13 protein-coding genes are annotated in these 13,793 nt (G+C 40.9%); 1 reads left to right on the top strand and 12 read right to left on the bottom strand.

From position 1 onward, the window contains the following. Positions 1–41: 41 nt before the first annotated feature. The 3 genes from hpf to FC90_RS08670 all read right to left on the bottom strand — a co-directional run bounded on the left by hpf (position 42) and on the right by FC90_RS08670 (position 2,721). Complete coding sequence (gene hpf / locus FC90_RS08680) at positions 42–587, bottom strand: ribosome hibernation-promoting factor, HPF/YfiA family (protein WP_057908845.1); 546 nt, start codon at positions 585–587, stop codon at positions 42–44. A 125-nt stretch (positions 588–712) separates the two neighbouring features. Next, positions 713–1,243: a ComF family protein gene (locus FC90_RS08675; protein ID WP_151886756.1), complete on the bottom strand. Its 531-nt coding sequence runs from the start codon at positions 1,241–1,243 to the stop codon at positions 713–715. 125 nt (positions 1,244–1,368) lie between these two features. Beyond that, positions 1,369–2,721: an ATP-dependent helicase ComFA gene (locus tag FC90_RS08670; RefSeq protein WP_057908843.1), complete on the bottom strand. Its 1,353-nt coding sequence runs from the start codon at positions 2,719–2,721 to the stop codon at positions 1,369–1,371. 56 nt (positions 2,722–2,777) lie between these two features. Here FC90_RS08670 and FC90_RS08665 point away from each other — a divergent pair, with 56 nt between their 5' ends. Beyond that, positions 2,778–3,440 carry a YigZ family protein gene (locus FC90_RS08665; protein WP_057908842.1) on the top strand — a complete coding sequence of 221 codons (663 nt, stop codon included), beginning with the start codon at positions 2,778–2,780 and terminating at the stop codon, positions 3,438–3,440. 23 nt (positions 3,441–3,463) lie between these two features. Here FC90_RS08665 and FC90_RS08660 read toward each other — a convergent pair whose 3' ends face one another. The 9 genes from FC90_RS08660 to yfmF form a co-directional block, all read right to left on the bottom strand. Continuing rightward, positions 3,464–4,552, bottom strand: coding sequence for a glycosyltransferase family 4 protein (locus FC90_RS08660; protein WP_057908880.1), 1,089 nt, complete (start codon positions 4,550–4,552; stop codon positions 3,464–3,466). Positions 4,553–4,671: 119 nt separating this feature from the next. Then, the gene (hemH, locus tag FC90_RS08655) at positions 4,672–5,613 is read right to left on the bottom strand and encodes a ferrochelatase (RefSeq protein WP_057908841.1); all 942 of its coding nucleotides are present in this window, start codon (positions 5,611–5,613) and stop codon (positions 4,672–4,674) included. Positions 5,614–5,736: 123 nt separating this feature from the next. Beyond that, positions 5,737–7,299, bottom strand: coding sequence for a ribonuclease Y (gene rny / locus FC90_RS08650; protein ID WP_057908840.1), 1,563 nt, complete (start codon positions 7,297–7,299; stop codon positions 5,737–5,739). A gap of 242 nt (positions 7,300–7,541) precedes the next feature. After that, positions 7,542–8,600, bottom strand: coding sequence for a recombinase RecA (gene recA / locus FC90_RS08645; RefSeq protein ID WP_057908839.1), 1,059 nt, complete (start codon positions 8,598–8,600; stop codon positions 7,542–7,544). Between the two features lie 179 nt (positions 8,601–8,779). Beyond that, positions 8,780–9,364: a CDP-diacylglycerol--glycerol-3-phosphate 3-phosphatidyltransferase gene (gene pgsA, locus FC90_RS08640; protein ID WP_057908838.1), complete on the bottom strand. Its 585-nt coding sequence runs from the start codon at positions 9,362–9,364 to the stop codon at positions 8,780–8,782. Positions 9,365–9,385: 21 nt separating this feature from the next. Next, on the bottom strand, positions 9,386–10,309 hold the full coding sequence (locus FC90_RS08635) for a helix-turn-helix domain-containing protein (protein WP_057908837.1): 924 nt from the start codon (positions 10,307–10,309) through the stop codon (positions 9,386–9,388). Positions 10,310–10,391: 82 nt separating this feature from the next. Next, the gene (gene ymfI, locus FC90_RS08630; protein WP_057908836.1) at positions 10,392–11,120 is read right to left on the bottom strand and encodes an elongation factor P 5-aminopentanone reductase; all 729 of its coding nucleotides are present in this window, start codon (positions 11,118–11,120) and stop codon (positions 10,392–10,394) included. Next, complete coding sequence (gene yfmH, locus FC90_RS08625; protein WP_057908835.1) at positions 11,113–12,423, bottom strand: EF-P 5-aminopentanol modification-associated protein YfmH; 1,311 nt, start codon at positions 12,421–12,423, stop codon at positions 11,113–11,115. The genes ymfI and yfmH overlap by 8 nt, the downstream gene beginning before the upstream one ends. Further along, complete coding sequence (yfmF, locus tag FC90_RS08620; protein ID WP_057908834.1) at positions 12,413–13,684, bottom strand: EF-P 5-aminopentanol modification-associated protein YfmF; 1,272 nt, start codon at positions 13,682–13,684, stop codon at positions 12,413–12,415. Before yfmF ends, yfmH begins: the two co-directional genes overlap by 11 nt. Positions 13,685–13,793 lie beyond the last annotated feature (109 nt).

The raw sequence follows: 13,793 nt of genomic DNA, 5'->3' as shown, positions 1-13,793 counted from the left end.
GTGAGCAACTGAACGTTGTCCCAGCCCTTGACACCATTTAATTATTCATCAGTTTCAATCAATCCATAACGTCCATCTTGTCGTTTATACACAATACTCGTCCCATTAGTCTCTGAATCTTCAAAGATAAAAAATTGATGTCCAAGCATGTTCATTTGTAAAATAGCTTCTTCGCTATCCATTGGTTTTAACGAAACTCGTTTAGTCCGAACAACTTGCATTGATTCTTCTGGCAATGCTTCTGTTTCCGGTACAGTTAATTCTAGCCCTTTAATCCCGCGTTCACGTGATTTACGGTTAATTCTAGTTTTATACTTGCGAATTTGTCTTTCTAATTTATCGGTCACAAGATCAACACTACCATACATATCGGGAGAAGTTTCTTCTGCTCTTAATACCAGATAGGGTAATGGAATTGTAACTTCTACTTTGGCGGTCTTATCGGAGTACACCTTCAAATTAACGTGGGCAGTTGCGGTTGCTGAATCATCGAAATACTTCTCAAGCTTGCTGATTTTTTTTTCAGCATAATTCCGAATTGCATCAGTCACCTCAATATTTTCACCACGAACATTAAAACTTAGCATATGCATTCTCCCCTTTCACAAATCCCACTATGGGCATTTGTCGCTCGAAACTCGATTCATTTCCGAGACTTTATGACTAACTTCATTATATATAATTCATACATAACAAACAATTAATAAGCCCTTTAATGAACTAACGTTATGGCGTGAATCGATACCATTGGGAATTGCTGACGTAAGCATTGTTGCGCATGCCACAATGTTCGTCCGGTTGTATAGATATCATCTAATAGAATTATTTGCCGAATGTTCATCGGCAAGCGGCTTTGCAAATTGTATTCAAAAAATTGCGGGGTTGCCAGCCGTTCAACTCGATTTTTCTGTGCTTGGTTTTTTTCAGTTGGTAATTTTGTTAGTAATGGTGTTAATGGAAAACAATCTTGATACAACCCGATCACTGGATTAAACCCTCGGCTTTGTAAATGTGCCGGATCAGTTGGAATCGGTACATACATCGTTTGCCGTTTCACAGGACAGTTTTTACGAATCACCCCTCGAAAAACCTGTCGTAAGCGATAATCACCATGGCCTTTATATTGCTGGAAATACTGTTGCATCGGCTCATTATAAACAAATAATGCCCGATTAATAAAGCCTTGTTGCGGATACTGTTGTTGCCACCGTATGCAGTCTGAACACTCGGCTATTTTGGGCATTGACCCACCACATATTGGACAACGCAGCGGACCGATTCGTTCAAACTTGGCCATACAGTGTGCACAAATGCTTGTTGGAAAATAGGGTTGTAACGAAAATAAAAATGCCATCGGGGGCTGTTCAATTATGGTCGCTGCACAGATCTGACAGTTGATTGTAATCGCCGTCCTTTTTGGTTTTGATATTTAATTTGTTGGCACGCCCGTTTAATGGCAAGCGTATAATCTGTATAGAAAAAATAGACCAGATTAGCCGCATAGGCCTTGTCTCGCCCTGCACGTCCCGCAATTTGGACGAGAACCGCCTCATTAAACACAATGTGTTCTGCACCTAACACAAAAACGGCTACATTTTTAAGCGTGACACCTCGTTCTAAAACAGTGGTTGTTATTAAAATATCCCCTGTACCGGATCTAAACGCTGCGATTTTAGCCAACTGATCCGGATCACTGGCGTGCACAGTGGCAACTGCAACCTTCGGCAACGTCTTGACAATGCTTCTACGTACTTGTTCTAGGTCGTGTACTTGCGGCACAAACAACAACAAACGTTGTGTTTTCAAACAATCTTGAATTAAAGCTTGTAATACACGCGGCAATTTATGGCGCTTAATCGTTTGCCGCCACCGAAATATTGGCCGACAATGCGGTTCTGGTAACAAATGACCGTGAAATCGAATTGGTAATTCACTTTCAGTTAACTGCCCTATATTGATTGCATGGCGTAACTTAGCAGTCGGGGTAGCGGTTAGATAGATTAGTGCACAATGCGGCTTACACGCTTGCTTAACGGCTGTTGCTAATAGCGGATTGTTCACATAAGGGAATGCGTCAACCTCATCAACAATTACCGTATCGAAAGCATGATAAAATTTAAATAACTGATGCGTGGTACAAACAACTAATGGCGTGTACATATACGGTGCCGTCTGTGTGCCATACATTAGCATCGATGGCGTTTTAGCAAATGCAGTTTGTAATCGTGGATAAAGTTCCAAGCAAACAGCTACCCGTGGTGCAGCAACACATACGCGTTGACCGCGGGCCAAAGCAGTAGCAATCCCGCTGAATAACATTTCCGTTTTTCCAGCGCCGGTAACTGCCGTTAGAACATGCTGTTGCTTATTAGTGACCACGGTGACAATCTTTTCTGCTGCTTGTGCTTGAAACGCCGTTAACGTTCCCGACCATGTTAATGGTTGCTCAACTGTGGCAAATTGGTTCTCTTCTGGTATATAGACAAGCTGATCGCCTTCAACCAATCGACCAAACATCAAACACGCCGCGCAATAATACCGACCATCAGGTAAACAAGTTTGTTCACTAACTACTTGGTGACACCGTTGACAAACTAATTGCTGATCAATCTTTTGAAAAGCTGGTCGCTGTTTAATCTGTGGTAAACTATAATTATTCATAACTGAACTAAACTGGGTGGCACTCCACTGACGGCCACAAGCAAGTTGTTTTTCGATCATCTCACCTCCCACCCATAGTTACGTTAAATCTAGTTTATTTTTTTAAGGAGACCGGTATGCAACGTTATTTTACCGTTCAAAACAATGGCGAATTTGAACTCGAAATTAAAAAATCACGATTTATCAGTCGGATTGCTCGCGTCACAGACGAGCGTGCTGCTCAAGCATTTATTACACAAACCCGTAAAGAGCATCCCAAAGCCAACCATAACTGTTTTGCCTATCAATTAGGCCTGAATATGAATATTCAAAAACAAAGTGATGATGGTGAGCCAAGTGGGACAGCTGGTGTGCCGATACTATCAGTCTTACGTCAAATGCAGCTAACCAATCTTTGTGTGGTAGTTACCCGTTATTTTGGCGGTATCAAACTTGGTACTGGTGGTCTCATTCGTGCATACAGTCATGCAACTTCCACTGCTATCGAACATCTCGGGATTGTCCAAGGAATTGAACAAATAGCCTGTCATCTTACAATTGACTACGCTCAATTTGACACCGTCCAAAAGCTACTTGAACAATTAGACCTGACGGCTGAAAATATTCAATATACAACTAATATTCAAATGACGGTTTGGATTGCCACCACCGCGGCATCTGATTTACAACAGCAATTGACAGACCAGCTCAATGGTCAAGTGCAGATAACCCTTGGCCGACAGCAATTCAACGAAGTCCCCATTAGTGTTCAAGCATTACATCAAATTCGATATCAATAATACAAAAAAGGATTAGCCAGTGGCTAATCCTTTTCTTCATTATTCGGCTTTAACAACCGTTTTAAGAACATTAGTAATGGTCGACGATTATCACCAAGTAACCCGATCGATTCAACAAATAATTCTAGACCGATTAAGACCGCGACCGTCATCGCTAAACTGCCCCATAATGTCGATATGGGATATAACAACGAAATCAACGAAAATACCAATGCAAGCGCATAGATTACTAAAACAGTTTGCCGATGTGATAGACCAAGCTGCATTAATCGATGGTGTAAATGGTATTTATCTGCTTGTGAGATTGGCTTTTTATTTAAAATCCGCCGTAACATGGCATAAATGGTATCCGTAATAGGTACTCCCAGGATCATAACGGGAATCAACAACGTAATAAAGGTTACATTTTTTAATCCCTTGAGCGATAATACTGCAATCATGAAACCAATGAATAAAGCGCCAGTATCACCCAAGAAAATCTTTGCAGGATGAAAATTATGCGGTAAGAAACCAAGCAGCGCAGCAACTAAACAGAAAATCATGATTGAAACACTAACATTGGTAATTGATAGGAAAAAATAAGCAATCACTCCCATCGTAAATAATGCAATGATTGAGACCCCCGTTGCCAAGCCATCTAAACCATCAATCAAATTAACAGCATTCGTAATTGCCAAAATCCAAAAAACAGTAATTGGAAAACTTAACCATCCGAGTTCAAAGGTCCCTAAAAACGGAATCGTTAAAATATCCATCCGTACCCCGGCTAAGAAATAGATCACCAATGCTGCTAATAAAATCCCAAACATTTTTTCCTTGGGATTCAATTCTTTAATATCATCAATGACCCCGGTGATAATAATAATGCATTCTGCCAAGAAAATACTAAATAGTTCATGCGTTTGAAATTGTCCCCGCAATAACACGAAGGTTCCAAACGTAAACGCAATAAAGATCGCTAAACCACCCATCGCGGGCATTGCCTTCTTATTAACCCGACGTGCATTTGGTTTATCAACTGCACCCAAAACAAAGGCTAATCGACGAACTAAAGGCGTAATCGCGGCCGATACGAGCATTGTCGCAAATAGCCCAACTATAATTTTAAACATAGGTTGCATTCAACTTGCCCACTTTCTCTTACATTCTCTTTATTATACAAAGCAAACTAATTAAACACAACAATGACTTAGTTTCTTAATCAAAAGCAAAACAAGTTTGTTTTATAGCACTACCTTTGACGTACAATCTGTGCTAACAAGGCCGTAAATCGCGGATCATCATTGAACGGACGAATATAATCAAATTGTTCACCGTGATTATTCATAAAATAAGCCCGATTTTCGACATCAATTTCTTCAATCGTCTCCAAACAATCTGCTACAAAGCCAGGGGTGATTACGAGAATCTTTTTAATCCCTTCTTGTGCTAAAGTCTTCATCGTTGCACTGGTGGCAGGTGTCAACCATTCATTGGGGCCAAACTTAGATTGATAGGTCGTTCGGAAAACCTGTTCAGGTAAACGTGCCTGCAATAACGCCGTGGTGGTTTCACATTGATTTTGATACGGATCCCCTTTCAACACATATGACCGTGGAATACCATGATACGATACAATGATTTCGTCATAGGTTTGGTCTTGTAGCCGCTGTTCAATTGCTGTGACCAGCAAGTCAATGTAGCCTGTTTCCCGATAGAAGTCCTTCACAAAATGGATGGTTGGCATATTCGACTGCTTTAAGTAAAACTTTGCCACCACGTCATAAATCGACATGGTCGTGGTGGTTGAATATTGTGGATACATTGGCACAATGGTTAAATCATCAATGCCTGTTTCTTGAATAGCACCCAGAACATCCGTTAAAAACGGTTGACTATATGACATTGCTTCAAAAACTTGATAATCGGGTAATTGGGCCTGCAATTGTGCGACTTGCTGTTGCATGTACACTTTTAATGGCGACCCGGCAGCAGTCCAAATTTCCCGATAGGCTGCACGGACTTTTTTAGGCCGAGTCATTAAAATCGGACCATATAAAATGGGTAACCAAACCGCCTTGGGTATCGCAACCACTCGTTGATCAGCTAAGAAATACTTTAAAAAATGCCGAATTTCTTTTACTTCTGGTTTGTCCGGTGTTCCAAGATTAACTAATAGTACTCCTTTTTTCATAATGCTGTCGTCCTCCACAATATTATTTGAGCGGTACTGCTGTTTAAAAAATGAGCGAAAAAAAGCGGGGAACAAAATAACTTTTGTTCCCCGCTCTAATTATCAGTCGATCAGCATCGTTGCTTACTTCGCGTATTCAACCGTTCTTGTTTCACGAATCACAGTCACCTTAATATGGCCAGGATACTCGAGTTGATTTTCAATTTGATTTTTTACATCGCGCGCTAAAACTGTTGCTTGGTCATCTGTAACTTGTTCAGGTTTAACAATCACCCGCACCTCACGACCAGCCTGAATCGCAAAACTATGATCAACGCCTTTAAAACTATTCGTAATACTTTCAAGTTTTTCAAGACGATGAATGTAATTTTCGAGTGATTCAGAACGGGCCCCCGGGCGTGCTGCAGAAATTGCATCGGCTGCTGCGACTAAGACTGAAATAATCGATGTTGCTTCAGTGTCGCCGTGATGTGAACCAATCGCATTGACAACCGTCGCCGGTTCCTTATAACGCGTTGCCAGTTCCACGCCAATTTCAACGTGAGAGCCATCAACCTCATGGTCGAGGGCCTTACCGATGTCATGTAGCAAGCCAGCTCGTTTAGCGAGTGTCACATCTTCACCTAATTCAGCCGCTAAAATGCCCGCTAATTTCGCCACTTCAATTGAATGGTTCAAGACATTTTGACCATAACTGGTTCTGAAGTGTAAGCGGCCAATTGTCTTGATTAAATCAGGATGCATCGTATGCACACCAACATCAAAGATTGCTTGTTCACCAATCTGTCGAATCTGTTCGTCCATTTCCTTTCGTGACTTGTCAACCATTTCTTCAATCCGAGCTGGATGAATCCGGCCATCTTGAATCAACTTTTCTAACGTCATGCGCGCAATTTCACGACGAATCGGATCAAAGCCACTTAATACAACTGCTTCTGGCGTATCATCAATAATCAGATCAATCCCGGTCAACGTCTCCAAAGTCCGAATATTACGGCCCTCACGACCGATAATCCGCCCCTTCATATCATCATTTGGCAAGGTAACGACCGTCACTGTGGTTTCAGCAACCATGTCTGCTGCACTCCGTTGAATGGCCTCGGCAACTAATGTCCGTGCAGTCCGGTCGGCATGTTCTTTAGCTGATTCTTCACTTTCTTTGATCAAAACAGCTCGTTCGTGCTCGAGACTTTGTTTTGTTTCATCTAAAATGATTTTTTGCGCTTCATCATGCGATAACTCAGCAATTTCTTGCAATTTCGCTCTTTGTTGCTCAACCAAATTATCAGCGACAACCTGCTTTTCACTAAGTGCTTGCGCTTCGTTTGTTAAATGATTCTCGCGTTGCTCCAATGAACGTTCTTTTTTATCCAACGTTGCATCTTTACGATCCATTGTTTCTTCTCTTTGAATCAACCGATTCTCTTGCTTTTGTACCTCACTGCGTCGATCTTTCAATTCATCTTCAATTTCAGAGCGATAGCGGTGATTTTCATCTCTTGCTTCCAAGAGAATTTCTTTCTTCCGCGTTGCGGCTTCTTTTTCAGCTGCTGCGATTATTCCTGTGGCAGTCTTATTTGCACCATCAATTTCACGTTCGTGCGCCTTCTTTTGTAGAACGGAACCAACTAGTAAACCAACGATTAACATGATGACTGCGAGGATTAATGGAAAAGCTAAGTTCATTGTTTCACCTCCGCATCATCAAAAATTTTGAAGTGTAACTTTCGCTACAAATTTTTAAAGATGGTATTATGTTTAATTTTTCAACACATAGTTATTTTATAGTTTCATAAACCGCCTGTCAACTTAAACTATCAGCATTGCAACCGTTTTCGAGTTTAATCCATCAAATCGCTCATCAGAATCCTTGTATTAACCAATAAAAAAGCTAGGACTAAATTACTTTTGTCCTAGCTTGATGCTGATTATTCGTTTGAATCATCATCAGAAATAATATCAAGTTGTGTGGCATCCCCATCATCAGATTTGACATCTGAAATACCATAAGCTTCCCGAACTTTAAGTCGAACCTCATCTTGAACTTCTGGATGATCTGCAAGATAGTTCTTTGCGTTTTCACGCCCTTGACCGATCCGTTCATCACCATATGAATACCATGAGCCACTCTTATTAATAATATCCTTTTCAACGGCCATATCGACCAATTCACCAGTTTGTGAAATCCCATGACCATACATAATATCAACTTCAGCAACTTTAAATGGCGGTGCAACTTTATTCTTGACTACCTTAATCCGAGCGCGATTACCAATCATATCAGTCCCATTTTTAATTGTCTCAGCCCGCCGAACCTCAAGCCGGACAGTTGAGTAAAACTTCAAGGCCCGCCCGCCAGGGGTAATTTCAGGATTACCAAACATCACGCCGACTTTCTCACGAATTTGGTTAATAAATAAGGCGATTGTCTTAGTTTTATTAATCGTCCCAGATAACTTCCGTAAAGCTTGCGACATTAAACGCGCCTGTAAACCGACATGTGCATCGCCCATTTCGCCTTCGATTTCAGCCCGCGGTACTAAGGCTGCAACTGAATCGACAACTAAAATATCAACAGCACCACTCGAAACTAAAGCATCAGCAATTTCCAAGCCTTGTTCGCCAGTATCTGGTTGTGACAGAAGCAAATCATCAATGTTAACCCCAAGAGCAGTCGCATACTTAGGATCCATCGCATTTTCAGCATCGATATAAGCTGCAGTCCCGCCTTGCTTTTGCACTTCAGCTACTGCGTGTAAAGCAACCGTAGTTTTACCTGAACTTTCAGGTCCATAAATTTCAACAATTCGACCACGTGGATAGCCACCGACACCAAGTGCTTCATCTAACGCAAGCGACCCAGATGAAACAGTTGAAACTTGTGTATCAACTTTTTCACCCATGCGCATGATTGAACCCTTACCGAAATTCTTTTCAATTTTCTTTAATGCAGCATCTAAGGCTGCTTCTCTTTCATTTTTAGCCAATTAAGTGTCCTCCTCAAAAGAGTCCTTTTCAGTACTCTCTTAGTTTAACGATTTGCTTAACTAAAAGCAAGCACAAATCGAACAAACGTTCTTTATTTTTTTACCTACTCTAATATACCCAAATTATCGCGCTTTTTTTGATTAAAAAAACTGACGTCTTTTACCCCGTCAGTTGTAGTTTATTTAGAAAATGAATCTTTAAACACGCCTCTGTTTTTTATGAAATAATCAGTCCCAGAATAAACTGTGAAAAACAAACAGATATATAACATAATTTGTGCTAAAGGAACCCCAATATTGTTAAAGAAAACATTATTAAGCAGTAATAAAATAATCGCCAACATCTGGGTTGTCGTCTTAATCTTGCCAGGCATTGCTGCGGCCATCACTTCGCCATCTGCACTTAATAATAAACGCAGACCAGTAACGGCTAATTCACGCCAAATAATAATCGCAACCACCCACGCTGGTGCTTGGTTGAAAGCAACTAAGAAAATAAAAGCCGTCATCACCAGCAGTTTATCGGCTAACGGATCAGCAAACTTACCGAAATTCGTCACCAAATGTTGTGATCTAGCAATTTTACCATCCAGTAAATCGGTTAATGACGCAACAATAAAAATGATAGTTGCAATGATGGCACGCACTGAAATCTCCGTGCCGGCAACTATGATGCCAGCCGCTGGGATATTCAATGCTAAAATTAAAGTAAAAATTGGGATTAAAATAATCCGAAACATCGTTAATTTATTTGGTAAATTCATGTTGAAGACTCCTTAATGTCCTTATTTAGCCAGTGTTGCTGTAAAATTAATCGTCCGTACAAATGTTGCTTCATTGTTTGGATTAAGGTTAACATCGGTACCATTGATCTTCATCTTCGTTGCAGGTGCATTCCCAGTTTGGATACTAAATTGTGTTACCCCTTCTGGTAATTCAGCAGTTTGTTCCGCGCCAACTGCGACTGATCCTTGCCAAATCTGTGTCCCATTGGCTGTTAAGCTTACCCAAGCTGCCGATTTTTCAGCTGAGAAAGTGATTTGATTAGTTTTAGCGGGTAAATTCTTAATTTCAAACGTTTGTTGCGATCCGTTGATGCTAGTCATCTTAGCAGATAGGTCTTGTTTCTTCGTTTTTTCTGTAGCTGCTTGTTTACTTGCCTGCTGTGCGCGACTTTCAGAAGCTGCTTGTTGTCGACTTTCAGCGGTTTGATCCTTATTGCTGCTAGCTTTTTTAACCGCTGGCTTATCGCCAGAGACTGTCACTGACGAACTCGTTTCGTTTAAGGCTTCGCGGTCCTTACCACGATTGCTGAGCGCAATCCCATAAACAACGGCGATGATAATAATCACAATGGCGACAATCGTAATTTGGGGCAATAAATTACGCCATTTTGACCACTTAGAATCGGTCGTTTCGCGTGTCAATCGTGTTTGATTTTCAACTGATTTTTCAACATATTCTTCTGGCTTCGTATTTGGCAGTGTGTCCTGGTATTCTGCCAATAACGCATCGTTATCTAGACCCACCGTCTGGGCATATTGTTTGATGAACGCACGCACATAAAAACTGCCAGGTAGTGCATCAAAATTACCTTCTTCAATGGCGATTAAATATCGTTTTTGAATTTTTGTGATTTGCTGCAAATCATCGAGTGTATAACCCTTTTCGATACGTGCTTCCCGTAACTTTTGACCAATTTCATTCATAATTAATTCCACCCACTATTATCCCAGTATCATTATTCATAATTATAGCATATTGGTACTCATGTGCATGATTAAGATTTCTTTATTTTAACCAACCACCATTAACGTACAAGGTCTGTCCCGTCATGTAGTCGGCTGCTGGTGCCATCAAACTCAATACCCAATAGGCAATCTGGGTCGGCGTTGCAAAAGCACCAACCGGAATTTCCGCTGCAACAGCAGCCCGCTCTGCCAGGGTAAATTGATTGTTCATCTTGGTCGCCACTGCACCAGGCGCGACAACATTAATAGTTATGCCTAATGAAGCAACTTCTTGCGCATAGGCATTCACAAAAGCTGATTGGGCCCCCTTAACCGTACTGTAAGGCACCTCCATTGCACTGCCACGTCCTCCATAGATTGAACCGATTAAAACGACTCGTCCTAATGAACTTTGGGCCAGTTTTCCTTGTAACTGTTGCATCAACAACATGAGGGCCTTGACGTGAATTTGCCATAAATCTTCTAGTGACTGTTCACTAATTTCTGGTAACAAGCCATAGGTCGTTTCCCCAGCAGCATAAATTACGGCATCGACTTGAAAAAGTTGCCCCGTGATTTTAGCAACTGCTTGCGCCTGGGTTAAATCGGCTTGTATCGTTAATATATCTTGTTGTGGATACATTTGCGTTAATTTGGCTTGCACCTTTGTGACTCGTTCGCGATTATGGTTATAGTGCAAATAAAGCGACCAGCCAGCCGCCGCCATTTCCATCGCAACCGTCGTTCCAATATCACCAGACGCTCCAATAATTAAGGCTGCTTTATGCATGATTAGCTTCCTCTGGCAAAATATGACACACTGTCATCGCTTCTATCTTAAAATAATCAGTGGCCATTTGTTTTAGATCAGCCAATGTAACTTGCTCAATCAAACCTAAGACATCAAAGGGACTAACTTCGGTAAAGAACTCGTCACTGTATTGGTTCGCAATAGCTTCCAATGAATTGAAGGCCTGCAGATACTCACCGATAGCAGCTTTTTTAACAAGCGCTAAATTATCTTCTGAAAAATCAGGACTCGTGGTGGCGTGTTCTAAAACGTCAATAATCGCATCCGATAATTCTTGTGCATTTTCAGCGTCACCACCCAACGTTACACAATTGAAGCTGCGTTGGATCGCAAATTCATAACCAAAGCTATCATCTAGTGTGCCCACATCATATAAATGTTGTACCTGCGTTGATGAATCACCAAATAACACTTCGAGCAATAAATTCATCTTAATTTTTGTTTCAAGTGCTACTTGACCTGTACCATAATCTGTCAACCCTTTAATGCCAACCATACTTTTACCACGAGTAATTGGCATTTCAAGTGAACGATACGGAATAATATCATGACCATCATCGGCTTCTTCAGGTAACGAACGCACAATTTCAGTTGGTTGTGCAAATGTCTTCTGTCCTTGATTAGCCTGCACCCAATCAATTACTTTGTCCGGATCTTCTATTTGACCAACAATAAAGAGGTTCATATTGCTAGGCTGGTAGAACGTTGCATGTGCTTGATACAAAGCTTCAGGTGTAATTTGTGCAATACTATCGACGGTTCCCGCAATATCCGTTCGTACCGGATGGTTAGGATATAAATTACCAATCACTGTATAAAATAACCGCCAATCAGGTTCGTCATTATACATCTGAATTTCTTGACCAATGATGCCTTTTTCTTTTTCGACCGTTGCTGCTGTAAAATAAGGTTCTTGTACAAAATCTAACAAAATATCCAAATTTTCTTTTAGATGGCTGGTCGTTGAAAATAAATAACTCGTCCGAGTAAAGCTAGTAAACGCATTGGAACTCGCGCCATAGCGACCAAACTTTTCAAAAGCATCGTAGTCTTTTTTCTCAAATAATTTATGTTCTAAAAAATGGGCAATCCCATCCGGTACGGTCACATAATCTGTTTCCCCAGCCGGGATAAATGTCTTATCAATTGAACCATAATTTGTCGTTAAAATTGCATATGTCTTATGATAGCCACTTTTAGGGTACAGTTTAATGGTCAAACCATTGGTTAATTTAGTTTCGTAAAGACGCTCACCTAAGCGGGGATTTTGTCTAAGCTTCATCTGTATCGACCCCTTTCAGGAAGTAAATAGCTTGCAGTTGCATCTTAGCAGCTTGTTCTTGGACAGCTTGTTTCGAAACCGCTAAAACGGCTTGTGCAAACTGTTCCGCATCAATTTCAGTTTCTGGCACAAATGATTGATTAAATTGTTGTTGGCTTAAATACGCCGCACTGTCCAAACTTGATTTAAATTGGTTAATCAATGCTAATTTCGTTTGCTCAAAAACGGCCTGCTCAAAATCGCCGGCGATAATTCGTTGTCGTTGAGCTTCAATAATTGTTAAAACACGCTCTTTTTGCCGGCTTTCAATCCCCGTTTGCACTGTGATTACCCCTCTAAATGCATCAATTGCACTGGAAGCATAATAGGCTAAACTTGCTTTTTCACGAACATTGGTAAAGAGCAACGACAATGGTGTCCCACCAAATAAAGCGTTCATCACTAGTGTTGCATAGTAATCTTCTTGATAGAAATAAGCTGATATCTGATAAGCCATATTCAGCTTTCCTTGTTGCACATTTTGAACTTCGGTTTTGGTCTGAATCTTGTTATAGAGCGGTTGTTGGTAGAAAATTTGAGGTAGCACTACCGCCCGGGGGGCAAATGATAGGTGTGCCAAGTCTGTTAAAGTTTTCGCTTCATTAATATTACCAACAAATGTTATTTGAACATAATCATTAGCAATCATTGATTGATAATAAGCATAGAGTTCCACGGGCGTGATGGTGGCTAAATCCGTAACATCTCCATAAGTCGGCATTTGTTGGGTAGTATCTTGGAAATACAATTGGCGTAGTTCAGTAGCCGCATATGCTTGTTTATCATCGGCGACACTTTCGATATACCGCACCAAATTTTCTTTTTCACGTTTAAAAATGACTGGGTTGAACTGGTTATCAATCACATCTGGATGCAATAGTAATTGTCCAATAAACGCGATCGCTTGTTCTTGCAAGTCGACTGTATCCTTTAAATACTGTGGACTTACAATCCGCATCGAAATACTAAATATCGCCAAGTTTCCCTGACGATAAGCATTCATATTAAATCCTGCCCCATACATTGCTTGTAACTGATTAGCGATTGCCACTTGGTCACGATAGTTCTGACTGCTGGCGCCTAAGACACTCGCTAACAATGAACGCCGGGTCAGCCCTGCAGTCGTGACTGGGGCGATTAATTGCACCGTTAGTCTGATTGTTTTAAATTGATTCGTTTGTAAAATATTTAGGTCGACGCCATCTGCTATTTTCTGATTCACGTTATATTACTCCTCACTGTTTCAACAGTTAAAATGGCTCTTTTCAACTTATCCTTTTTCGTAGCACGCACTTATCATACCAAAAAAGACCAACGAACTCAAAAAGGGC

Origin of the sequence: Latilactobacillus graminis DSM 20719 (assembly GCF_001436415.1) — a bacterium.
Classification (GTDB): domain Bacteria; phylum Bacillota; class Bacilli; order Lactobacillales; family Lactobacillaceae; genus Latilactobacillus; species Latilactobacillus graminis.
This window is presented reverse-complemented; position numbering and strand designations above follow the sequence as displayed.

Excerpts from the sequence above, each read along its gene's own strand:
- FC90_RS08635 (WP_057908837.1), bottom strand. The coding sequence starts at position 10,309 with ATGAATGAAATTGGTCAAAAGTTACGGGAAGCACGTATCGAAAAGGGT.
- ymfI (WP_057908836.1), bottom strand. The coding sequence starts at position 11,120 with ATGCATAAAGCAGCCTTAATTATTGGAGCGTCTGGTGATATTGGAACG.
- FC90_RS08670 (WP_057908843.1), bottom strand. The coding sequence starts at position 2,721 with ATGATCGAAAAACAACTTGCTTGTGGCCGTCAGTGGAGTGCCACCCAG.
- hemH (WP_057908841.1), bottom strand. The coding sequence starts at position 5,613 with ATGAAAAAAGGAGTACTATTAGTTAATCTTGGAACACCGGACAAACCA.
- hpf (WP_057908845.1), bottom strand. The coding sequence starts at position 587 with ATGCTAAGTTTTAATGTTCGTGGTGAAAATATTGAGGTGACTGATGCA.
- FC90_RS08675 (WP_151886756.1), bottom strand. The coding sequence starts at position 1,243 with ATGCCCAAAATAGCCGAGTGTTCAGACTGCATACGGTGGCAACAACAG.
- pgsA (WP_057908838.1), bottom strand. The coding sequence starts at position 9,364 with ATGAATTTACCAAATAAATTAACGATGTTTCGGATTATTTTAATCCCA.
- FC90_RS08660 (WP_057908880.1), bottom strand. The coding sequence starts at position 4,552 with ATGTTTAAAATTATAGTTGGGCTATTTGCGACAATGCTCGTATCGGCC.
- rny (WP_057908840.1), bottom strand. The coding sequence starts at position 7,299 with ATGAACTTAGCTTTTCCATTAATCCTCGCAGTCATCATGTTAATCGTT.
- yfmH (WP_057908835.1), bottom strand. The coding sequence starts at position 12,423 with ATGAAGCTTAGACAAAATCCCCGCTTAGGTGAGCGTCTTTACGAAACT.
- FC90_RS08665 (WP_057908842.1), top strand. The coding sequence starts at position 2,778 with ATGCAACGTTATTTTACCGTTCAAAACAATGGCGAATTTGAACTCGAA.